This window comes from Pseudomonas sp. HN8-3 (assembly GCF_020790195.1).
Classification (GTDB): Bacteria; Pseudomonadota; Gammaproteobacteria; order Pseudomonadales; family Pseudomonadaceae; genus Aquipseudomonas; species Aquipseudomonas synxantha_A.
In genome coordinates this window covers 1-22,632 of record NZ_CP086206.1, presented here as the reverse complement: position 1 = coordinate 22,632, position 22,632 = coordinate 1, and the positions used below count along the sequence as shown (strand labels likewise).

Sequence of the window (22,632 nt, the reverse complement as noted above, 5' to 3'; positions counted from 1 at the left end):
TACAAAACCCAGCGCCAAAAACCGGCAGCACCTAAACCTGGCAACGCGCCAGCCAGCGCCCGCTTTCGCAGATGACCTGGCCTTCCAGCTCCAGCTCCGTAAGAGTCGCCAGCACCTGGGACAACGGCCGACCACTGGCAATCGCCAGGGCTTCACTTGTATGCGGCGCAGCATGCAGCAGTGCCACCAGTGGGTGGGTGATCGGCACCGGCGCAGGGCGCGATAACGCCTGCCAACCGCGCAGCGCCTCAAGGATGTGTTCGATGGTTTCCACCAGCACCGCGCCATCACGGATCAGTTGATGGCAACCCTTGGCACCGGGATGGTGAATGGAGCCCGGGATCGCATACACCTCGCGCCCTTGCTCTGCGGCCAGCCGTGCGGTGATCAGCGAACCGCTGGCCATGCTGGCTTCCACCACCAGAACCCCCAGCGAGAGCCCGCTGATAATCCGATTGCGCCGTGGAAAATTACCGGCCTGGGGCCCCGCGTCCAACGGAAACTCAGAAACCACCGCGCTGCCTTGGGCAATCATCGCGGCAGCGAGCTTGCGGTGGCGCTGTGGATAAAAATTTTCCAGCCCGGTGCCAAGCACCCCGACTGTACGACCGCCCACCTCCAGCGCTGCCTGGTGTGCTGCGCCGTCAATGCCCAGCGCCAAACCACTGGTGATGACAAAACCGGCGCTCGCCAGGCTGCGGGAAAACGCGGCGGCCGTGTCCATGCCGGGGCGGGAAGCACGCCGGCTACCGACCATGGCCAACTGTGGTTTTTCCAGAATGCCCGGGTCGCCCGCAACGAATAACAGCGGCGGTGCGTCGTCGATCTGAGCAAGCAAGGCCGGGTACTCAGGTTGGTCCCACATCAGCAAATGCTGGGCCGGACGCTCTAACCAGGCCAATGCCGCACTGGCGCCATCACGGATTTGCGGGCTACGCCGGGCATCGGCGCTGATGGTGGGCAACCCGAGGGAACGCCAGGCACTGGCGGGGGCACTGAGGGCCTTGGAGGCGCAGCCGAACGCTTGAATCAATACGTGAAAACGCTTGGGACCCAGTTCTGGCAGCCTGTGCAAGCGTAGTCGGGCTTCCAGCTCTGCCGGAGAAATTTCGCTACTGTTTATCGGATTCATTTGATCATCCTTGACCGGAACAAGCTGTGGATAACTCTGTTGGTAACTTATTTAGCAGGCTATTTATTGCGCTTGTTGACGGGTCTCGAAACGATCCTTTACAGCCAGCGCGCGTGAAGCACTGAGCACCAAGGCGTAACTGAGTTTTTCATAGGTGCGAAACACCAGAAGGGTGCCGGCCCGTTCTTCCGGGAGTTGTGTTGGCGTGCCGGTAAGGACGTCTCGCACCGTGGCACCCGCCTTGATCACCGTCAGTAACTGGCCTTCGATCAATCCATCGCGTCGGCCCTTGTTCAGGGTCACGGCGTCCAGCACACCAATCTGAGTGACGCCCCTGGGGATGTCGATGATGTGCCCTGCGATGAAAGCCGTTGATTTGGCTGACTCCAGGGTGTTCAGCGCGACCGGACGTTGGGCACCAAGCAAGCGGTCACCTGGACGGATTTCCTGGGTAACCCGCTGCACCGCCAGGGTGGTGAGGTCGTCGGCGAGTACAAAGCGTGCGGTGCCGATATCGTCGGCATTGATGCCCAGTAGCTCCTGGGTGCCTGGGTCGGTGTAGACCTTGCCTCGACGAAAGATTCCGTAGCTTGGCTGGGCCGGGTCCAGCTGACCGCGAGCATGCACGCGCTCACCGTTGGCCCCCAGCACGCGACCGCCTTGCGCTGCGACGATATAAGGCGCGTTGTCCAGGTCCTGGGGCGTATCGACAATCCGGTTATGCAGTAAAAAGTGCTGGATGGCCTGTTGCGTCGCGTGATCCAGGCGTTCAGTGGGCTTGGGAATCAACGCCATGGCGACGGGGGCCCACAGCAGCAAGACGAGTAGCGATTTCCTCATGGGGTGAATCTCCTTTATTATGTGCGTTCGCGTGAAATGCCTTGGCCCTCGTGGCTTCTGAGCGTTTCACACCGGCCGTGTGGGTCCATCCCACCGCCGATTGGTCTTTACCTCACATGTGCAGCAATTACGCTTATGGCTATTTTGAACATCCTCGAATTTCCCGACTCGCGCCTGCGCACGATCGCCAAGCCGGTGGCCGTAGTGGACGACAAGGTTCGTCAGTTGGTCGATGACATGTTTGAAACAATGTATGAAGCTCCGGGCATTGGCCTCGCCGCTACCCAGGTCAACGTGCATCTGCGTGTCGTGGTCATGGACCTGTCGGAAGATCGCAGCGAACCCCGGGTGTACATCAACCCCGAGTTCGAACCGCTGACCGATGAGATGGGCGAATACCAGGAAGGCTGCCTGTCGGTGCCGGAGTTCTACGAGAACGTCGAACGCCCGTTGCGCGTGAAGATCAAGGCCCTGGACCGTGATGGCAAACCGTTTGAGCTGATTGCCGAAGGTCTGTTGGCAGTGTGCATCCAACATGAATGCGACCACCTTAACGGCAAGCTGTTTGTCGATTACCTGTCCACGCTCAAGCGGGACCGGATCAAGAAGAAGCTGGAAAAAAAGCATCGCCAGCAAGCTTGATGCCCTTCTTCCAAAGGCTTGCTGCGGCAAGCCTTTTTCTTTTGTGACTGTTTTTAACCGAGAACTCCCATGACCGAGCCATTGCGCATTGTTTTTGCCGGCACCCCTGAATTCGCCGCCGAACACCTCAAGGCGCTGCTTGCCAGCCCTTATGACATCGTCGCGGTGTACACCCAGCCGGATCGCCCGGCCGGTCGCGGGCAAAAACTGATGCCGAGCCCGGTCAAGCTATTGGCGCTTGAACACAACATAGCGGTGCTGCAACCGCCGACCCTGCGTAACGCCGAAGCCCAGGCCGAACTGGCCGCGCTGAAACCGGACCTGCTGGTGGTGGTGGCCTACGGTTTGATCCTGCCCCAGGCGGTGCTGGATATCCCGCGCCTGGGTTGCATCAACAGCCATGCTTCGCTGCTGCCTCGCTGGCGTGGTGCGGCGCCGATCCAGCGCGCCGTGGAGGCGGGCGACAGCGAAAGCGGCGTGACCGTGATGCGCATGGAGGCGGGCCTGGACACCGGACCGATGCTGCTCAAGGTCACCACCCCGATCACCGCGCAAGACACCGGTGGCAGCCTGCACGACCGCCTTGCCGAAATGGGCCCACCTGCCGTAATCCAGGCCATCGCCGGCCTCGCAGCAGGCACCCTGAAAGGCGAGGTACAGGACGACAGCCTGGCCACCTACGCGCACAAATTGAACAAAGACGAAGCGCGCATCGACTGGAGCCGCCCGGCCGTGGAGCTGGAGCGCCTGGTACGTGCCTTCAACCCATGGCCAATTTGCCATAGCACCCTGAACGGCGAAGCCTTGAAGGTGTTGAACGCGACCCTGGCCGACGGCAAAGGCGCCCCCGGCGAGATTATCGGCGCCAGCAAAGACGGGCTGTTCGTCGCTTGCGGTGATCAGGCGCTGTGCCTGACACGTCTGCAATTGCCCGGCGGCAAAGCGCTGAACTTCAGCGATTTGTTCAATAGCCGCCGTGAGAAATTTGCCTTGGGCACGATCCTCGGGGTGGCCACTCAATGAACCCACGTCTGGCCGCCGCCAAGGCTCTCGCTGCCGTGCTCAACGGCAAGGCTTCGCTGAACAGTTCATTGCCCACGCAATTGGACAAGGTCGAAGACCGGGATCGCGGTTTCACCCAGGACCTGGCCTTTGGCACCGCCCGCTGGCAGCCAAGGTTGTCGGCACTGGCAGCCAAGCTGCTGCAAAAACCGTTCAAGGCGGCAGACGCTGATGTCGAGGCGCTGTTGCTGGTGGGCCTCTATCAACTGCTCTACACCCGCGTACCGGCCCACGCCGCCATCGGTGAAACCGTCGGTTGCGCCGACAAGCTGAAAAAGCCCTGGGCCAAGGCCCTGCTCAATGCCGTACTGCGCCGGGCCCAGCGTGAAAGCGAAGCACTGCTGGCCGAGCTGGAACATGATCCGGTGGTGCGCACCGCCCACCCGCGCTGGCTGCAAAAATCCCTGAAAGCCTTCTGGCCCGAGCAATGGGAGGCTATCTGCGCGGCCAACAATGCGCACCCGCCGATGATCCTGCGGGTCAACCGTCGCCACCATAGTCGTGATGCGTATCTGCAATTACTGGCCGACGCCGCCATCAACGCCACCCCGTGCGTGTACAGCACCGACGGCATCGTGCTCGAAGCCGCCACTGATGTGCGCAGCCTGCCGGGCTTTGCCGAAGGCTGGATCAGCGTGCAGGACGAGGCCGCGCAATTGGCGGCCGACCTGCTCGATTTGGCCCCCGGCCAGCGCGTACTCGACGCCTGCTGCGCGCCAGGCGGTAAGACCTGTCACATCCTTGAGGTTGAAAAAGACCTGGCCGGTGTAGTGGCTGTGGATCTTGAAGCCAAACGCCTGGTGCGCGTGCGGGAAAACCTTGCGCGCCTGGGCCTCAGCGCCGACCTGATCGCCGCCGACGGCCGCGACACAGCGACCTGGTGGGACGGCAAGCCATTCCAGCGCATCCTGCTGGACGCACCTTGCTCTGCCACCGGCGTAATCCGTCGGCACCCGGACATCAAGCTGACCCGCCAGCCCGACGACATCGCCGCCCTCGCGGTGCTGCAAGGCGAATTGCTTGACGCCCTGTGGCCAACCCTGGAAGTCGGCGGCATCCTGCTGTACGCCACCTGCTCCACGCTACCCACCGAAAATACTGAGGTCATCCAAGCCTTCCTCGCCCGCACCAGCGGCGCGCGCGAACTGGACCTCGCTACCAGCGCCGGCATCAAGCAGCCCCACGGCCGCCAACTGCTCGCGCAGGAAGGCGGGCACGATGGCTTCTACTACGCCAAACTGATCAAGATCGCCGCCGCACGCGGCTGAATGGGTTTAAGGGAGTGACCGGATGAAAATCATCATCCTTGGGGCAGGGCAGGTCGGAGGCACGCTGGCCGAACACTTGGCCGGCGAAGCCAACGACATCACCGTGGTCGACACCGATGCCGAGCGCCTGCGCAACCTGGGCGACCGCCTGGACATCCGCACGGTACAAGGCCGGGCGTCGTTTCCAACGGTGCTGCGTCAGGCGGGTGCCGACGATGCCGACATGCTTGTGGCGGTGACCAACAGCGACGAGACCAACATGGTCGCGTGCCAGGTCGCTCATACGTTGTTCCACACCCCAACCAAGATCGCCCGGGTGCGCGAAGCGGCCTACCTGACTCGCGCCGGCCTGTTCGATAATGACGCCATTCCGGTGGACGTATTGATCAGCCCGGAACAGGTGGTCACCCACTACATCAAGCGCCTGATCGAAATCCCTGGCGCCTTGCAGGTGATCGACTTCGCCGAGGGCAAGGCGCAACTGGTGGCGGTAAAGGCGTACTACGGCGGGCCGTTGGTTGGCCAACAACTGCGCCAGCTGCGTGAGCACATGCCAAACGTGGAAACCCGCGTGGCCGCGATTTTCCGTCGTGACCGGCCGATCCTGCCCCAAGGCGACACGGTGATCGAGGCCGACGACGAAGTGTTTTTCATCGCCGCCAAGGCGAATATTCGTGCGGTCATGAGCGAAATGCGCAGGCTCGACGAGAGTTACAAACGCATCGTCATCGCCGGCGGCGGGCAGATCGGCGAGCGGTTGGCCGAGGCCATCGAAAGCCGCTACCAGGTGAAGATCATCGAGATGAGCCCGACGCGTTGCAGGCATTTGTCCGACACCCTCGACAGCACTGTCGTACTGCAAGGCAGCGCCTCGGACCGCGACCTGCTGATGGAAGAAAACATCGCCGACGCCGATATCTTCCTCGCCCTGACCAACGATGACGAAGCCAACATCATGTCGTCGTTGCTGGCCAAGCGGCTGGGGGCGAAGAAGGTGATGACCATCATCAACAACCCGGCCTATGTGGACCTGATCCAGGGCGGCGATATCGACATCGCCATCAGCCCCCAACTGGCGACCATCGGTACCTTGCTCGCCCACGTGCGGCGTGGCGATATTGTCAGCGTGCACTCCCTGCGCCGGGGTGCGGCGGAAGCCATCGAGGCGATTGCCCACGGTGATTCGAAGTCGAGCAAGGTGATTGGCAAGGCCATCCGCGATATCGGCCTGCCGCCGGGTACCACCATTGGTGCAATCATCCGCGATGAAGAAGTGATCATCGCCCACGACGACACGGTGATCGCCACTGGAGACCATGTGATTTTGTTCCTTGTGGATAAAAAACATATCCGCGATGTAGAGAAGCTGTTCCACGTGGGCTTGAGCTTTTTCTGATCAAACGGAGTGACCGACATGCTCGAATCCCTGGAAAAAATGCTCGCCAAGGGTGTGGATAATTCGCTGCTGCGCTTCGGCTTGGGCAAGGGTTATCTGGACTTGAAGGACAACGCCAAAGCCGCCGAGCATCTGGGCAAGTGTGTCGAGTTCGATCCGAAGTATTCGGCGGCGTGGAAGCTGTTGGGCAAGGCGCACCAGGCGCAGGGTGACAGTGCCTCAGCACGACAGGCGTGGGAAAAAGGCATTGAAGCGGCCCAGGCCCACGGCGACAAGCAGGCCGAAAAAGAGATGACCGTGTTCCTGAAGAAACTCGATCGCCAGGCTTGATACAGGACTAAATGTGGGAGGGGGCTTGCTCCCGATGGCAGTGTGTCAGCCAATGCATATTTGACTGAACCACCGCTATCGGGAGCAAGCCCCCTCCCACATTGTTTCTATATCGGTCTTGAGTCAGGTGTGAATCAGTACCACCGCGCCTCACCCGGCGGGCGCTTCTTGAAGCGCTTCATGCTCCACATGTACTGGCTCGGGTAGGCGCCCACATAGCGCTCCACCACTTTGCTCATCGCCGCGCAGGAGGTGGCGGTGTCGGTGCTGTACATGTCTTCCGGCGCCGCTTCCAGGATCACTTTGTAGCCTGAGCCGTCCGGCAGGCGCAACGCGTGCAGGAATACGCCAACAGCCTTGTGGCCCGCGAGCATGTTCGGCACGAATTTGCTGGTGAGGGCCTGGGTGGCGAAAAACGGGACGAAGATGCCGGCGGACTCGGCTGGTTCCGGGTCGGCAGGAATGCCTACCTGGCCGCCTTTGCGCACTTCCTTGATCACGCTGAGAATGCCTTCCTTGGTCGACGCCGCCACGCGGTTGCCCAATTGCACGCGTTGTTTGCGCAGCAGTTCGTCCACCGCCTTGAGCTTGGGCGGGCGATAGAAAATGATCGGTTTGCACTGGCTGCAATAGAAGTGGTTCAGCACTTCCCAGTTGCCCAGGTGACTGGTGATACCCACCACGCCTTTGCCCGAGGCCAGGGCTTGGTGCAACACTTCCAGGCCCTCGACTTCCCGCACCAGGTCGATGGAGCGCTGGGCTGGCCAGATCCACGCGCAAGCACTTTCGGTCAGGGACTTGCCGATGTCCATCAGGCTGCGGCCCACCAGGCGCTCGCGCTCGGCCGGGTCCATATCCGGGAAGCATTTGGAGAGGTTGATCCGCACGGTGTCGCGGGAGCGGTTGGGGGTTTTCCACATGATCCAGCCGATGCCCGTGCCGACGGCTTGTACGGCGCGCCAGGGCAGCAGGGCAAACAACCGGAGAGCGCCTACCAGCAAGGCGCCTTTAAACTTTTCCACAGGTCACTCCTGATCGTGTGTGGTGCGCAAAACCGGCATTCTAACCGGCGTTGACCAAGTCCGCGTAACGGTCACAGTCCTGAGTGTGGTCCATGACCATGCCCGAGGCCTGCATGAAGGCGTAGCAGATGGTCGGCCCGACGAAGGTGAAACCGGCTTTCTTCAAGGCGCGGCTCATGGCTTCAGCCTCGGGTGTAATGGCCGGGACGTCGCTGCGATCCTTGAAGTGATTGACCTTGGGTTTACCGCCGACAAATGACCACAGCAACCCCACCGGGTCTTCCAGCGCCAGCCAGGCCGCGGCGTTGCGCCGGGTAGCATTGAGCTTCAAGCGATTGCGCACGATGCCCGGATCCTGCATCAGCGCCTCGATTTCTTCATCGCTTAACCGCGCCAGACGCTGCGCATCAAAGCCGAACAAGACCTTTCGATAATGCTCGCGTTTGCGTAAAACGGTGATCCAGGACAGGCCCGCCTGGAACCCTTCGAGCAAAAGCAACTCGAACAAACCCTGCGCATCGCGCAGCGGCGTTCCCCACTCTTGATCGTGATAAGCCATGTACAGCGGATCTTCAGAACACCAAAAGCAGCGTGGCATAAGGCTCCAGGGAGTGGTGGCGGGGCCGAATCGGGTATACTCCCGCTCTTTAAATCGCAGCCCAAGTAACAGGTGAATTTCGTGAGCCAGCCTACGCCAGCCGTGCGTACCTTCCAAGACTTGATCCTCGCCCTCCAGCAATACTGGGCCGAGCAAGGTTGTGTGGTACTTCAGCCCTACGATATGGAAGTAGGCGCCGGCACTTTCCACACCGCTACATTCCTGCGGGCCATCGGCCCGGAAACCTGGAACGCCGCTTATGTGCAGCCCAGTCGTCGCCCGACTGACGGCCGCTACGGCGAAAACCCGAACCGTCTGCAGCACTACTACCAGTTCCAGGTGGTATTGAAGCCCAACCCGGATAATTTCCAGGAGCTGTACCTGGGCTCGCTGAAACACGTCGGCCTCGACCCACTGGTGCACGACATCCGTTTTGTCGAAGACAACTGGGAATCGCCAACCCTGGGCGCCTGGGGCCTGGGCTGGGAAGTCTGGCTCAATGGCATGGAAGTGACGCAGTTCACTTACTTCCAGCAAGCCGGCGGCATCGAATGCTACCCGGTGACCGGGGAGATCACCTACGGCCTCGAGCGCCTGGCCATGTACCTGCAAGGCGTGGATTCGGTCTACGACCTGGTATGGGCTGACGGCCCGTTCGGCAAGGTGACTTACGGCGATGTGTTCCACCAGAACGAAGTGGAGCAGTCCACCTACAACTTCGAACACGCCAACGTCGAGAAGCTGTTCGAACTGTTCGACTTCTATGAAAGCGAAGCCAAGCGCCTGATCGAACTCGACCAGCCGCTGCCGTTGCCAAGCTATGAAATGGTGTTGAAGGCGTCCCATACCTTCAACCTGCTGGACGCCCGCCGTGCCATCTCGGTAACTGCGCGCCAGCAATACATCCTGCGTGTGCGCACGCTGGCACGTTCCGTCGCCCAAGCCTATTTGCTGGCTCGCGCCAAGCTGGGCTTCCCGATGGCAACCCCTGACCTGCGTGATGAAGTGTTGGCTAAGCTGGAGGCTGCACAATGAGTGCTCAAGATTTCCTGGTTGAACTGGGCACCGAAGAGCTGCCACCCAAGGCACTCAATACCCTGGCCGATGCATTCCTGGCCGGTATCGAAAAAGGCCTGCAGACTGCCGGCCTGAAGTTTGAAGCCAAAAAAGTCTACGCCGCGCCGCGCCGCCTGGCTGTGCTGCTGACCGCGCTGGAAACCCAGCAGCCGGACCGCAACATCAACCTGGACGGCCCACCGCGCCAGGCAGCTTTCGATGCCGACGGCAACCCGACACAAGCCGCCCTTGGCTTTGCCAAGAAATGTGGCGTAGAGCTGAGCGAGATCGACCAGAGCGGCCCGAAACTGCGTTTCAGCCAGGTCATCACCGGCAAGCCGACCGCCAGCCTGCTGCCGACCATCGTTGAAGACTCCCTGAACGACCTGCCTATCCCCAAGCGCATGCGCTGGGGTGCGCGCAAGGAAGAGTTCGTACGTCCGACCCAATGGCTGGTAATGCTGCTCGGTGACCAGGTCATCGATTGCACCATCCTCGCCCAGAAGGCTGGTCGTGATTCCCGTGGTCACCGCTTCCATCATCCCGAAAGCGTGCGCATCACTTCGCCGGCCAACTACCTCAACGACCTGCGCGCCGCTTACGTATTGGCCGATGCCAATGAGCGTCGCGAGCTGATCAGCAAGCGCACCGAAGAATTGGCCCGCCTGCAGGAAGGCACCGCCATCGTGCCGCCAAGCCTGCTGGACGAAGTGACCGCCCTGGTGGAATGGCCGGTGCCGCTGGTGTGCTCGTTCGAAGAGCGTTTCCTCGACGTGCCGCAAGAAGCATTGATCACCACCATGCAGGACAACCAGAAGTATTTCTGCCTGCTGGACGCAGACGGTAAGTTGCTCCCGCGCTTTATCACCGTGGCCAACATCGAAAGCAAGGACCCGCAGCAGATCATCGCCGGTAACGAGAAAGTCGTTCGCCCGCGCCTGACCGATGCCGAGTTCTTCTTCAAGCAAGATAAGAAACAGAAGCTCGAAGACTTCAACCTGCGCCTGCAAAACGTGGTGTTCCAGGAAAAACTCGGCAGTGTCTACGACAAGGCCGTGCGGGTTTCCAAGCTGGCGGCCTACATTGCGCCACGCATCGGCGGCGACGCAGCCTGGGCCGCCCGTGCCGGCTTGCTGTCCAAGTGCGACCTGGCCACCGAGATGGTTGGCGAGTTCCCTGAGATGCAAGGTGTCGCCGGTTACTACTACGCCCTCAACGACGGCGAGCCGGACGACGTCGCCCTGGCCCTGAACGAGCAGTACATGCCACGCGGTGCCGGTGCAGAATTGCCGACCACCCTGACGGGTGCGGCCGTGGCCATCGCCGACAAGCTCGATACGCTGGTGGGTATCTTCGGTATCGGTATGTTGCCCACCGGTAGCAAAGACCCGTATGCCCTGCGCCGTGCGGCATTGGGCGTGCTGCGGATCCTGATCGACAAGAAGCTGGATCTCGACCTGACCCAGGCCGTGGTGTTCGCGGTCGGCCAGTTCGGGACCAAGGTCAAGCAAGCCGGCCTGGCCGAGCAAGTGCTGGAGTTCGTGTTCGACCGCCTGCGTGCGCGTTACGAAGACGAAGGCGTGGACGTTTCCGTCTACCTGTCGGTACGTGCCCTGCAACCGGGTTCGGCACTGGACTTCGACCAGCGCGTACAAGCCGTACAAGCGTTCCGCAAGCTGCCGGAAGCCGATGCCCTGGCGGCCGTGAACAAGCGTGTGTCGAACCTGCTGAGCAAGGCCGACAACCTCGGCAATGCCGACGTTGACCCAAGCCTGTTTGCCGATGCCAAGGAGTTCTCGCTGAACTCGGCCATCGCCAAGGCCGAGAACGCTGTGAAACCGCTGATCGCCGAGCGTAACTACGCTGAAGCGTTGGCGCGCCTGGCGTCTCTGCGTGAGCCGGTAGACGCGTTCTTCGAAGCGGTGATGATCAATGCCGACGATGCCGGCGTGCGGAAAAACCGTTACGCCATGCTCGCGCGTTTGCGTGGCCTGTTCATCAATATCGCTGACATTTCCGTATTGGGTTGATCATGTTGAAACTGCTGATTCTCGATCGGGACGGGGTGATCAACTACGACTCCGACGCTTACATCAAGTCGGTACAGGAGTGGATCCCCTTGCCCGGCTCGATCGAGGCCATCGCGCAGTTGAGCAAAGCCGGCTGGACGGTGGCCATCGCCACCAACCAGTCCGGCATCGCCCGCGGTTACTACGACATCGCCACCCTGGACGCCATGCACGCGCGCTTGCGCACGTTGGTGGCCGAACAGGGAGGTGAGGTGGGGCTGGTGGTTTACTGCCCTCACGGGCCGGATGAGGGCTGCGATTGCCGCAAGCCCAAGCCTGGCATGTTGAAAACTATTGCAGAACATTACAAGGTGCCCTTGGCTGGGATATGGTTCGTCGGGGACAGCCTCGGTGACCTGGAGGCGGCCAAAGCCGTCGACTCTCAGCCAGTTTTGGTAAAGACCGGAAAAGGCGAAAAGACCCAGGCGAAAAACCTGCCGGTAGGCACTTTGATTTTTGACGATCTGGCGGCGGTTGCCGCAGAACTTATTAACAACTAGCCGCCCTCGACTTCCTGACCAAGGATTGTTCGGGAGTGCGCTTTTAACAGGCGGGCCGTGTCCCGCAACGGTAAATGCCGCCATGTCGATCTTGCAGGCCATCAGAACCTTTTTCTTTTACCTGCTGCTGGGCACCAGTTCGTTTCTCTGGTGCACCCTGAGCTTTTTTATTGCCCCCTTCCTGCCGTTCAAGGCGCGTTATCGCTTCATCAACGTTTATTGGTGCCGTTGCGCGTTGTGGCTGAGCAAGGTGTTCCTGAACATCCGTTTTGAGGTCAAGGGCGCAGAAAACGTCCCGGACCAACCCTGCGTGATTTTGTCGAACCACCAAAGCACTTGGGAAACCTTCTTTCTTTCCGCGTACTTCTCGCCCCTGAGCCAGGTGCTTAAGCGTGAACTGTTGTACGTGCCGTTCTTTGGCTGGGCCATGGCCATGTTGCGCCCGATCGCCATTGACCGTGACAACCCCAAGGCGGCGCTCAAGCACGTGGCCAAGAAGGGCGACGAGTTGCTCAAGGACGGCGTCTGGGTACTGATCTTCCCCGAAGGTACGCGTGTGCCCTACGGCACCGTAGGCAAGTTCTCACGGGGCGGTACGGCATTGGCGGTCAACGCCAACCTGCCGGTGCTACCCATTGCCCACAATGCCGGCAAGTTCTGGCCGAAGACCGGCTGGGCCAAACGCGCTGGCACCATCACCGTGGTTATAGGCGAGCCGATGTACGCAGAAGGCGAGGGGCCGCGTGCGATTGCTGCACTGAACGACCGCGCCGCTGCATGGAATGAAGCACAGCAGCGAGCCATGGGTTCCCTGCCTCCTGAGCCCTTGGTAGTCGAGACCCCGGCGATTTGAGGATCTGTGGATAACCTGTGCACGCTTTGTTGGCGAATTGGCTTTTTTGATTCATAACCTTCTGATTTAGCTGCATATTTCTGAAGGTCATAAAATCTCGAAAAACGTGCATAAGTTTTTTCTTCATAAAAAAACCGGTCCTTGTGACCGGTTTTTTATGCACAGCAGAAAAGTCGGTTTTTTAGTCTTCCAACTGCGGCAATAACAGGATGAATGTCGAGCCCTTGCCCAGCTCACTTTCACAAACGATGCGTCCACCGTGCCGTTCCACCACGGCCTTAACCATCGTCAGCCCCAGTCCAAGACCGTCACTGCCCTGGGCCGAATCGAAACGCCGGTATTGGCTGAACAGTTCCGGTAAATCCTCGGGGGCAATCCCCGGCCCCTGATCGCTGATGCGGCATTCCAACCAACCCTGTGCACTGCCGTGCCTCAACCTGACGGTAGTGCCGGATGGGGAATATTTGATCGCATTCTCCAGCACGTTGAACAACGCACGGGTAAGCAATGATTGATCGGCATGGATCATGGCTTCATCCGCCTCATCCAGGTCGTTGACCAGATGGATGCCCTTGAGCTGCGCAATCACCGCAACCTGATCAAAGGCGTCCATCACCAGCATGGCGAACAAGGTAGGCTGGAACTGGTAACCGTCAGCCTCGGCCTTGGCCAATTGCACAAAGGATTCGGTAAGGCTCAAGGCCCGTCGGACCTGTTGTTCGACCTGGGCAAAGACTGGCGATTCGCCGTTATGCACATCCAGCAGGGCGAGGATCGCCGAATGGGGTGCGCGTAGGTCGTGGGAGAGGAAACGCAGCATGGTCTCGCGATGCTGCTGGGCTTCTCGCTCCTTGCTCAGGTCCGTCAGGCTCAACAGCCATCCGAGGGCGAAGTCACCTTCGGCCGGAAGCAAGGGCGCAAGCTCCATCCGCAGACTGCGCTGGTGGATATCGCGGAACTCAACCAATTCCAGTGCTGACAGGGCAGGGCGTACGCCGTTATGCAGCGGGGGATAACCCAGATCGGCGAGTTGTTCGATGAGGTTTGAATTGACCAGGTCGTTACCAAACACATCACGGGCTACACGGTTGGCCAACAGAATATTGCCCTGTGGGTCGGTTATCAGCGTAGCCACCGGCAGGCACTCCAACCCGTCAGCCATAAAGCGCCGCGTATCACGCGTACGACTGACTGCCTGCTCAAGGGCAAAGATCCGCCCCTGCAACACATCACCCTTGCTGGCGGGCGCTCGACGACGCTCCGGCAGCACCTTGGGCTCGTTATCCAGCCGCGTCAGTTCCCAACCAAAGTAGGCCAGGATGACGCTCAGGCGCCGCCAGTTCCAGATGAGATAGCTGAGTAACAGCCCGATCAAACATGCGGCGGGAGACCACCAATGCCCAAGGCGCAGCAATGCCCATGAGGCCACCAGCGCCGCGGTCATGCCACCCAGGGTCATCCACAGGGCGTAGCGAGGGCGATACAGCAGAAGGCCCAGCAGCAAGGTCACCAGGGATGTCGCCAACAGGGCGGCAAGCCATCCGGGCAGGTCGACAATGCTGCGTCCCTGCAATAGACCATTGAGGATATCGGCCTGGATCTCCACTCCTGCGGTCGTGCCGACGGTGGAGGAGAGCGGTGTCACAAAACGATCGGCCATTCCATACGCCGTGGCACCTATCAGAATCAGCCGGCCGCGCAGTGTCTCGGGAGCTACCTCGCCGCGTAATACGCTGAGGTAGGACACGCTGGGAAAGTGGTCATCTTCCGAGGTGAAAGGCACGCGGATTTCATGCTCTTGATGCCACTGCTGGCTGCTGGGCTCCTGGGCAAGGCCCGGCATTACCGGTGCTTGCTCACTCAGCGCGAACGCCAGCCATGCCAATTGAGGGAGCGTGCTTCCCGGTGGGCCTTCACGCAGATACACGCTGCGTACGATGCCGTCGCTATCCGCTTCGACGTTGATATGCCCCACGCCCTTGGCGCACTTGAGCAACGGTGACAGCGGCTCTCCTGGCAGGCTGGGCCTTACACTGCTATCACCGACGATGGGCAGCAGTACATTGCCAGCATTGCAGACCGCATCAGCCAACCGTCGTCCATCGGCCCCCTTGCTAGGTTCGCTGAAGACTACGTCAAACAGAATGCCTGCCGGCTGGGCGGCGCTAACGCGTTCAATCAGATCTGCATGCACACTGCGCGGCCACGGCCATGGGCCGAGTACTTCCAGGCTGGGCGCATCAATGGTGACCAGCAGAATCCGTGGATCCACCGGTAAAGGTGTCAGGCGGCGCAGGCTGTCGTAGAGAGGGTTATTCAGTGCCAGGCCCGGGCTCAAGGACAGGTAAACGGTAAAGGGCAGTAACACCAGACCGATCAGCAGCCATTCACGGACCAACCCGTGGAACAACAGCTGTGCCTGGGTGGGTTGGCGTTTCTCGGCTTTGCGCCATAGTTTCACAGGGCTACCACCGAAAGTATGCGAAGGCATTGATGGTCATCGCGTAAAGGTGCCATAGGCCCGCTCCCTCTCCATGTGGTGACGTTCAACAGTGTTCTGAAACAAGTGAAGCTTATTTCGGTCTCAGTTGAGGACTTTACCCAGAACCGTGCAACAAACCATACCTCACCTTGTTGCAGGGCAGGGTATGAGCGAGTCCTTTTCCTCACAGACAGGAGCCGGTATCTTTGCTTTGAGCATCACGGGATCTTATCAGCGTATCGAGAGATACAAGGATCGTAGAATCCGCCCATAATTGTTCAGATTCAGAGGCTGGCTTTGCACAGTCGCCACTCATTAAAGCAGTCGTATTTTTTGTAGGAAGGACCCCAATGCGAGTCGCAATACTGGATGACGAGCCCGCCGAGTTGCGACGGGTGGAACAGACACTGCGACAGATTCCCAGCACTGCGGAACAGCCATGGTCGCTGCATTTCTTTGAGCGCGGCGAAGACCTGCTGCGCCAACTGCGGCGGGAAACCTTTGACCTGCTGATCCTGGACTGGCAACTGCCGGATATCTCAGGCATTGCCTTGTTGCGCTGGACCCGCGAACACATGGAATCGCCCCCCGCGGTCATCATGCTCACCAGTCGCGATGCCGAAAGCGATATCGTCACCGCATTGAACAGCGGCGCAGATGATTACGTCAGCAAACCCTTTCGCCCCAACGAGCTCAAAGCACGCGTCAGCGCCGTCCTGCGACGTCACGGCTTGCAGAAGTCGGCTACCCAGGAAGTACAGAGCTTTAATGATCTAACCTTCGACGATGCCGAACTGACCGTCACCCGCGCCGGCAAACCCATTAACCTGACAGAGCGGGAATACCGCCTGGCCAGTTGCCTGTTTGCCAACCTGGCCCGGCCGCTGTCTCGCGAGTACCTGTATGAGCGGTTTTGGAGCCATGAGGAAATGGTCTCGTCACGGCCTTTGGATACCCATATCTACCGTCTGCGTAACAAGCTCGGGCTGACGGCGGATCGCGGCTGGCAGCTGTTGACGATCTATGGATATGGGTATCGTTTGGAGAGTGTGGCGACAACGGCGCAAAGTTGAAATCTTGATGTTCCACGTGGAGCATTTTAAAACGCTTAACCATCACCCAATAAAAAAGGCCAACGCTAAGCGTTGGCCTTTTTGTTCAAGCAGGTTTACCTGATCAGAAATCCAGGTTAGACACCGCCAAGGCGTTGCTCTCGATGAAGTCACGACGAGGCTCGACCGCATCACCCATCAGGGTGTTGAAGATCTGGTCTGCGCCAATGGCGTCTTCGATGGTCACACGCAACATACGACGCTGAGCCGGGTCCATGGTGGTTTCCCACAGCTGATCCGGGTTCATCTCGCCAAGACCTTTGTATCGCTGGATGGTATGGCGCTTGGTGCTTTCAGCCATCAGCCAGTCCAGGGCTTCCTTGAACTCTTTGACCGCTTTCTTGCGCTCGCCACGCTGAATGTAAGCACCATCGTCCAGCAGGGTGCTCAGTTGCGCGCCGAGGGTAACGACCGTTTTGTAATCGTTGCTGCCGAAGAAGTCGCGGTTGAAGGTGACGTAGTTGGACAAACCGTGGGAGATCAGTTCGACCTCCGGCAGCCACACGTTACGTTCACGGTCTTCGCGCAGGCTGGCTTTGTACACCAGGCCAGACTTCTCAACGGTACGCAGACGCACTTCGTACTGGGCCAGCCAATCCTGCATGGCGGCGTGATCGCCCAACTGCTCCAGGCTCACGGCCGGCAGGTAGATGAAGTGCTCGGTCAGCTCCTGAGGATACAGGCGCGACAAACGCTTGAGCGTCTTCATGACCATACGGAAGTCGTTGACCAGACGCTCCAGCGCCTCACCGGAGATGCCCGGGGCTTCGTCGTTCAGGTGCAGGCTGGCATCTTCCAGGGCCGACTGCGTCATGTATTCTTCCATGGCGTCGTCGTCTTTGATGTATTGCTCTTGCTTGCCTTTTTTCACCTTGTACAACGGCGGTTGGGCAATGTAGATGTAGCCACGCTCGATCAGCTCTGGCAGCTGACGGAAGAAGAACGTCAGCAGCAGGGTACGAATGTGCGAACCGTCGACGTCAGCATCGGTCATGATGATGATGTTGTGGTAACGCAGCTTGTCGATGTTGTACTCATCACGGCCAATACCGCAGCCGAGTGCAGTGATCAAGGTGCCGACTTCCTGAGAGGAAATCATCTTGTCGAAGCGCGCCTTCTCAACGTTGAGGATCTTGCCCTTCAACGGCAGGATGGCCTGGGTGCGACGGTTACGACCCTGCTTGGCGGAACCGCCAGCAGAGTCACCTTCCACCAGGTACAGTTCGGAGAGGGCAGGGTCCTTCTCCTGGCAGTCAGCCAGTTTGCCAGGCAAGCCGGCGATATCCAGCGCGCCTTTACGACGGGTCATCTCACGGGCTTTACGCGCGGCTTCACGGGCGCGGGCAGCATCGATCATCTTGCCGACAACCAGCTTGGCCTCATTGGGGTTTTCCAACAGGAAGTCGGAGAAGTATTTGCCCATTTCCTGTTCAACCGCGGTCTTCACTTCGGAAGACACCAGCTTGTCTTTGGTCTGGGAGCTGAACTTCGGATCCGGAACCTTGACCGAGATAATAGCCGTCAGGCCTTCACGGGCATCGTCACCGGTGGTGGCGACTTTATGCTTCTTCGCCAAACCTTCCGCTTCAATGTAGGTGTTCAGGTTACGCGTCAACGCAGAACGGAAACCCACCAGGTGAGTACCGCCATCGCGCTGGGGAATATTGTTGGTGAAGCACAACAGGTTCTCGTTGAAGCTGTCGTTCCACTGCAGGGCGATTTCCACGCCGATGCCGTCTTCACGCTGGATATTGAAGTGGAACACCTGGTTGACCGCAGTCTTGTTGGTGTTCAGGTATTCAACAAACGCACGCAGGCCGCCTTCGTACTTGAACAACTCTTCCTTGCCGCTGCGCTCATCCTTGAGGACGATGCCAACACCGGAGTTGAGGAAGGACAGTTCACGAATCCGCTTGGCCAGGATGTCCCAGCTGAAGTGGATGTTCTTGAAGGTCTCAGCCGATGGCTTGAAGTGGATCTGGGTACCGGTGGTTTCACTGTCACCAACGATTTTCATCGGTTCCTGTGGCACACCGTGGACGTAAGTCTGTTCCCAGATCTTGCCGCTACGGCGAACGGTGAGAATCAACTCTTCGGACAGAGCATTCACTACCGACACACCTACACCGTGCAAACCGCCGGATACTTTATAGGAGTTGTCGTCGAATTTACCGCCGGCGTGGAGCACGGTCATGATGACCTCTGCCGCCGAAACGCCTTCTTCTTTGTGCACGTCTACCGGGATGCCACGACCGTTGTCACGCACGGTAATGGACTCATCCGGGTGGATGATAATGCTGATGTCGTCGCAGTGACCGGCCAGAGCTTCGTCGATGGAGTTATCGACCACCTCGAACACCATGTGGTGCAGACCGCTACCATCATCGGTGTCGCCAATGTACATACCGGGACGTTTGCGTACGGCATCCAAACCTTTCAGCACTTTAATGCTGGTCGAGTCGTACGTGTTTTCTTCGCTCATGCCTTCACTCCCGATGGTCGTGGGTCTGGGTGATACGGCCTTGTTCCACGTGGAACAAAGCGACTGGCGTTTCCGTCTGCCAGCCTTCCCTCAATAATTCGTGGTCTACACAGGTAATGAATACCTGGCAGCGTAAGTCTTCCAACAAGCGGCATAGCGAACGGCGGTGCTGCTCGTCGAGCTCCGACGGCAAGTCATCCACCAGATAAATACACTGACCGCGCCTTGCCTGGCTAACCAAGTGCCCTTGCGCAATACGCAGCGCACACACCACCAACTTCTGCTGGCCGCGGGACAAAATATCCGCAGCATTATGTGCACCTAATCTAAGGCGCAAATCAGCGCGTTGGGGGCCGGCCTGGGTGTGTCCGATTTGCTGATCCCGCTGCAGGGACGTCGCAAGCACAGCACTGAGCTCACGGTCTTTATCCCAACCTCGGTAGTAACTCAGCGTCAGCCCCTCGAGGTCCAACAACTCGCTCAAGGTCTGCTCAAAGACTGGTTTCAAGGCTTTGATATAGGCACGACGGTACTCATCTATTTCGTCGCTGGCCAGGCATAGCTCTCGGTCCCAGGCTGCTTGCGAAGCGGCGTCAAGTGTACCATGCCGCAGCCATGAGTTCCGCTGCCGCAGGGCCTTCTGCAGGCGCTGCCAAGTGGCCATGAAGCGGGGTTCCACGTGGAACACACCCCAGTCCAGAAATTGGCGGCGGATTTTCGGTGCACCTTCCAACAGACGGAAGCTGTCGGGGTTGATCAACTGCAACGGCAGAATTTCTGCCAGTTGTGCGGCACTGCGCGCATTTTGCCCGTCGATACGAATCTGAAACTCCCCGCCGCGATCGCGGGATATCCCCAGTGCACTCTGACCACCTTCCGCCAACTCGACTTGGCCAAACACTGTACACGCCAACTGTTCGTACTGAATCACCGGCAACAGGCGGGCACTGCGGAAGGAACGGGCCAGCCCCAACAAGTGGATAGCTTCCAGCACACTGGTTTTGCCACTGCCGTTGGCGCCATGGAGGATATTGATGCGGGGGGAAGGGGAGAAGGTCACCGGGTGCAGATTACGCACCGCGGTGACAGAGACGCGACTAAGGGACATCTAGCTTCTGCTGAGCATGATTACAGGCGCATCGGCATGACAACGTAAGCCGAGTCGTCGTTATCGGATTCTTGCACCAGAGCGCTGCTGTTGGAGTCCGACAGGATCAGGCGAACCTGTTCGGTAGTCATGACGCCCAGCACGTCCAACAGGTAGCTCACGTTAAAGCCGATTTCCAGAGAGCCGCCGTTGTAGTCGACGCCCACTTCTTCTTCTGCCTCTTCCTGCTCCGGGTTGTTGGCCTGGATTTTCAATTGGCCGTTGGCCAATTGCAGGCGAATACCACGGTACTTTTCGTTCGACAGAATCGCAGTACGGCTGAACGCTTCACGCAAGGCCTGGCGATCGCCAATCACCAGCTTGTCGCCACCTTTAGGCAACACACGCTCGTAATCCGGGAACTTGCCGTCAACCAATTTGGAGGTGAAGGTGAACTCACCAGTGGTCGCGCGGATATGGTGCTGACCCAACACGATGCTGACATTGCCGTCCGGCTCGGTGAGCAAACGCGCCAACTCAAGGATACCTTTGCGCGGAACGATCACTTGGTGACGATCAGGCTGGCCGATATCGGCACGCATCGAGCACATCGCCAGACGGTGACCGTCAGTGGCAACCGCACGAATGATGCCTTCGGATACTTCCAGCAACATGCCGTTAAGGTAGTAGCGCACGTCCTGCTGGGCCATGGCGAAGCTGGTGCGCTCGATCAAGCGACGCAGCTTGCTTTGCTCCAGGCTGCACGTCAGCGAGCCTGGCCCTTCTTCCACGGTTGGGAAGTCATTGGCCGGCAAGGTCGACAGAGTGAACCGGCTACGGCCAGCCTTGACCACCAATTTTTGCTCATCGACCTTGATGTCAATCAGCGCATCGTTGGGCAGGCTTTTGCAGATGTCCATCAGCTTGCGCGCCGGCACAGTGATTTCGCCGGGTTCGGCGGGCTCTTCAAGCTGCACACGACCAACCAGCTCGACTTCCAGGTCGGTACCGGTCAAGGACAACTGCTGGCCTTCGACCACCAGTAATACGTTGGAGAGCACCGGCAAGGTCTGTCGGCGCTCGACGACGCCTGCGACCAGTTGCAGGGGTTTCAACAGGGCTTCGCGTTGAATGGTGAAATGCATGGTCTAGTCCCTTGCCTTAATAAGCTGCGCTGGTGTCATCACGTAGTCAGTGTACGCAGCAGGTTCTTGTAGTCCTCGCGAATATCCGCGTCGGATTCCTTAAGTTCGTTGATTTTGCGGCAGGCGTGCAAGACCGTGGTGTGGTCGCGACCGCCAAACACATCGCCGATTTCCGGCAGGCTGTGGTTGGTCAACTCCTTGGAGAGAGCCATAGCCACCTGACGCGGGCGTGCAACCGAGCGCGAACGGCGCTTGGACAGCAGGTCGGAAATCTTGATCTTGTAGTACTCGGCCACGGTGCGCTGGATGTTATCCACACTCACCAACTTGTCCTGCAGGGCCAACAAGTCTTTCAGGGATTCGCGAATCAACTCGATGGTGATATCACGGCCCATGAAGTGCGAGTGAGCGATGACCCGCTTGAGCGCGCCCTCCAGCTCACGCACGTTGGAGCGAATGCGTTGGGCAATAAAGAAGGCAGCGTCGTGAGGCAGATCAACCTTTGCCTGATCGGCCTTCTTCATCAGGATCGCAACCCGGGTTTCCAGCTCCGGCGGTTCCACCGCAACGGTCAGGCCCCAGCCGAAACGCGACTTCAGGCGCTCTTCCAAGCCTTCAATTTCTTTCGGGTAACGGTCACTGGTCAAGATGACCTGCTGGCCACCTTCGAGCAGGGCGTTGAAGGTGTGGAAAAACTCTTCCTGGGAACGTTCCTTGCGAGCGAAGAACTGAATGTCATCGATCAGCAAAGCATCAACGGAGCGGTAGAAACGCTTGAACTCGTTGATCGCATTGAGCTGCAGGGCCTTGACCATGTCAGCCACGAAGCGCTCCGAATGCAGGTACACGACCTTGGCGTTCGGGTTCTTCTTTAGTAGGTGGTTACCTACGGCGTGCATCAAGTGCGTCTTACCCAAGCCAACGCCACCATAAAGGAAGAGCGGGTTGTAACCGTGCTTGGGGTTATCGGCGACTTGCCAGGCAGCTGCACGGGCCAGTTGGTTGGACTTGCCCTCGACGAAGTTCTCGAAGGTGAAGGTGCGGTTCAGATAACTGGTGTGCTTGAGCCCACCCTCAACCTGCACAGTGCGCTGTTCGGCACGAACGGGAGCCTGCTGGGAGCTGGCGCCTGCCATCGGATCGAAGCTGTCGCGAGACGGTTCTTCATGCTCTGGCGCATTTTTTTGCGCAGAGGATTTGGACGACGTTGCAGCAGGTGCAGTAGAAGCAGCAACCGGTGCCGCTGCCGCCTGGGCTTGCGATGCCGCTGCAGCCAAAGGCGCGTTCGGCGCAGCACGGGGTGCTGAGCTACGTTTGCTGCCTATTAATAAGGAGAGCACGGGCGCGAGGCCATTGCCATGTTCATCGAGCAATTCGAGAACGCGGCTCAGGTACTTCTCATTGACCCAGTCGAGAACAAAACGATTGGGTGCGTAGACACGCAACTCGTCGCCTTCGGCTTCGACCTGTAGCGGACGGATCCAGGTGTTGAATTGCTGGGCAGGCAGCTCATCGCGCAAAAGCTCCACGCACTGCTGCCAAAGTTCCACTGACAC

19 protein-coding genes are annotated in these 22,632 nt (G+C 59.3%); 10 read left to right on the top strand and 9 right to left on the bottom strand.

Annotated features, from left to right (window positions below; all coding sequences use genetic code 11):
- Positions 1 to 31 precede the first annotated feature (31 nt).
- Positions 32 to 1,132, bottom strand: a complete 1,101-nt coding sequence (dprA, locus tag LJX92_RS00095) for a DNA-processing protein DprA (RefSeq protein ID WP_228309155.1) — start codon at positions 1,130 to 1,132, stop codon at positions 32 to 34.
- A 63-nt stretch (positions 1,133 to 1,195) separates the two neighbouring features.
- On the bottom strand, positions 1,196 to 1,972 hold the full coding sequence (locus LJX92_RS00090) for a peptidoglycan-binding protein (protein ID WP_078822696.1): 777 nt from the start codon (positions 1,970 to 1,972) through the stop codon (positions 1,196 to 1,198).
- Between the two features lie 135 nt (positions 1,973 to 2,107).
- On the opposite strand from LJX92_RS00090, the gene def reads away from it, so the two are divergent.
- The 5 genes from def (at position 2,108) to LJX92_RS00065 (ending at position 6,670) form a co-directional block, all read left to right on the top strand.
- The gene (def, locus tag LJX92_RS00085) at positions 2,108 to 2,614 is read left to right on the top strand and encodes a peptide deformylase (protein ID WP_005783383.1); all 507 of its coding nucleotides are present in this window, start codon (positions 2,108 to 2,110) and stop codon (positions 2,612 to 2,614) included.
- Between the two features lie 69 nt (positions 2,615 to 2,683).
- Positions 2,684 to 3,637: a methionyl-tRNA formyltransferase gene (gene fmt / locus LJX92_RS00080; RefSeq protein ID WP_228309154.1), complete on the top strand. Its 954-nt coding sequence runs from the start codon at positions 2,684 to 2,686 to the stop codon at positions 3,635 to 3,637.
- Positions 3,634 to 4,944 (top strand): 16S rRNA (cytosine(967)-C(5))-methyltransferase RsmB, encoded by a 1,311-nt coding sequence (rsmB, locus tag LJX92_RS00075; protein WP_032878600.1) that lies wholly within the window; start codon positions 3,634 to 3,636, stop codon positions 4,942 to 4,944. Before fmt ends, rsmB begins: the two co-directional genes overlap by 4 nt.
- A gap of 22 nt (positions 4,945 to 4,966) precedes the next feature.
- Entirely contained in the window at positions 4,967 to 6,340 is a 1,374-nt protein-coding gene (gene trkA, locus LJX92_RS00070) for a Trk system potassium transporter TrkA (protein ID WP_014716287.1), read from the top strand.
- Positions 6,341 to 6,358: 18 nt separating this feature from the next.
- Positions 6,359 to 6,670, top strand: a complete 312-nt coding sequence (locus tag LJX92_RS00065) for a tetratricopeptide repeat protein (protein ID WP_223017804.1) — start codon at positions 6,359 to 6,361, stop codon at positions 6,668 to 6,670.
- 134 nt (positions 6,671 to 6,804) lie between these two features.
- Here LJX92_RS00065 and LJX92_RS00060 read toward each other — a convergent pair whose 3' ends face one another.
- Both LJX92_RS00060 and LJX92_RS00055 read right to left on the bottom strand, forming a co-directional pair.
- Positions 6,805 to 7,692 carry a lysophospholipid acyltransferase gene (locus tag LJX92_RS00060; RefSeq protein WP_005783378.1) on the bottom strand — a complete coding sequence of 296 codons (888 nt, stop codon included), beginning with the start codon at positions 7,690 to 7,692 and terminating at the stop codon, positions 6,805 to 6,807.
- A gap of 40 nt (positions 7,693 to 7,732) precedes the next feature.
- Positions 7,733 to 8,290: a DNA-3-methyladenine glycosylase I gene (locus LJX92_RS00055; RefSeq protein ID WP_005783377.1), complete on the bottom strand. Its 558-nt coding sequence runs from the start codon at positions 8,288 to 8,290 to the stop codon at positions 7,733 to 7,735.
- Between the two features lie 81 nt (positions 8,291 to 8,371).
- Between LJX92_RS00055 and glyQ the strand changes: the two genes are divergently transcribed.
- The 4 genes from glyQ to LJX92_RS00035 all read left to right on the top strand — a co-directional run bounded on the left by glyQ (position 8,372) and on the right by LJX92_RS00035 (position 12,768).
- Positions 8,372 to 9,325: a glycine--tRNA ligase subunit alpha gene (gene glyQ / locus LJX92_RS00050; RefSeq protein ID WP_003213601.1), complete on the top strand. Its 954-nt coding sequence runs from the start codon at positions 8,372 to 8,374 to the stop codon at positions 9,323 to 9,325.
- The gene (gene glyS / locus LJX92_RS00045; protein WP_078822694.1) at positions 9,322 to 11,376 is read left to right on the top strand and encodes a glycine--tRNA ligase subunit beta; all 2,055 of its coding nucleotides are present in this window, start codon (positions 9,322 to 9,324) and stop codon (positions 11,374 to 11,376) included. Before glyQ ends, glyS begins: the two co-directional genes overlap by 4 nt.
- Entirely contained in the window at positions 11,376 to 11,915 is a 540-nt protein-coding gene (gene gmhB / locus LJX92_RS00040) for a D-glycero-beta-D-manno-heptose 1,7-bisphosphate 7-phosphatase (RefSeq protein WP_177327431.1), read from the top strand. The genes glyS and gmhB overlap by 1 nt, the downstream gene beginning before the upstream one ends.
- 82 nt (positions 11,916 to 11,997) lie before the next feature.
- Positions 11,998 to 12,768, top strand: a complete 771-nt coding sequence (locus LJX92_RS00035) for a lysophospholipid acyltransferase family protein (protein WP_005783374.1) — start codon at positions 11,998 to 12,000, stop codon at positions 12,766 to 12,768.
- A gap of 181 nt (positions 12,769 to 12,949) precedes the next feature.
- Here the strand turns inward: LJX92_RS00035 and LJX92_RS00030 are convergent, their stop codons facing one another.
- The gene (locus tag LJX92_RS00030; protein ID WP_228309935.1) at positions 12,950 to 15,229 is read right to left on the bottom strand and encodes a CHASE2 domain-containing protein; all 2,280 of its coding nucleotides are present in this window, start codon (positions 15,227 to 15,229) and stop codon (positions 12,950 to 12,952) included.
- Positions 15,230 to 15,600: 371 nt separating this feature from the next.
- Between LJX92_RS00030 and LJX92_RS00025 the strand changes: the two genes are divergently transcribed.
- Complete coding sequence (locus tag LJX92_RS00025; protein WP_005783372.1) at positions 15,601 to 16,323, top strand: response regulator transcription factor; 723 nt, start codon at positions 15,601 to 15,603, stop codon at positions 16,321 to 16,323.
- Between the two features lie 103 nt (positions 16,324 to 16,426).
- On the opposite strand, the gene gyrB is transcribed toward LJX92_RS00025, so the two are convergent.
- The 4 genes from gyrB to dnaA are packed head-to-tail and all read right to left on the bottom strand — an operon-like array spanning position 16,427 to position 22,632.
- The gene (gene gyrB, locus LJX92_RS00020; protein ID WP_005783347.1) at positions 16,427 to 18,844 is read right to left on the bottom strand and encodes a DNA topoisomerase (ATP-hydrolyzing) subunit B; all 2,418 of its coding nucleotides are present in this window, start codon (positions 18,842 to 18,844) and stop codon (positions 16,427 to 16,429) included.
- A 4-nt stretch (positions 18,845 to 18,848) separates the two neighbouring features.
- The gene (gene recF, locus LJX92_RS00015; RefSeq protein WP_032878606.1) at positions 18,849 to 19,952 is read right to left on the bottom strand and encodes a DNA replication/repair protein RecF; all 1,104 of its coding nucleotides are present in this window, start codon (positions 19,950 to 19,952) and stop codon (positions 18,849 to 18,851) included.
- 20 nt (positions 19,953 to 19,972) lie between these two features.
- Positions 19,973 to 21,076 (bottom strand): DNA polymerase III subunit beta, encoded by a 1,104-nt coding sequence (gene dnaN / locus LJX92_RS00010; protein WP_005783345.1) that lies wholly within the window; start codon positions 21,074 to 21,076, stop codon positions 19,973 to 19,975.
- Between the two features lie 38 nt (positions 21,077 to 21,114).
- Positions 21,115 to 22,632: a chromosomal replication initiator protein DnaA gene (gene dnaA / locus LJX92_RS00005; protein ID WP_032878608.1), complete on the bottom strand. Its 1,518-nt coding sequence runs from the start codon at positions 22,630 to 22,632 to the stop codon at positions 21,115 to 21,117.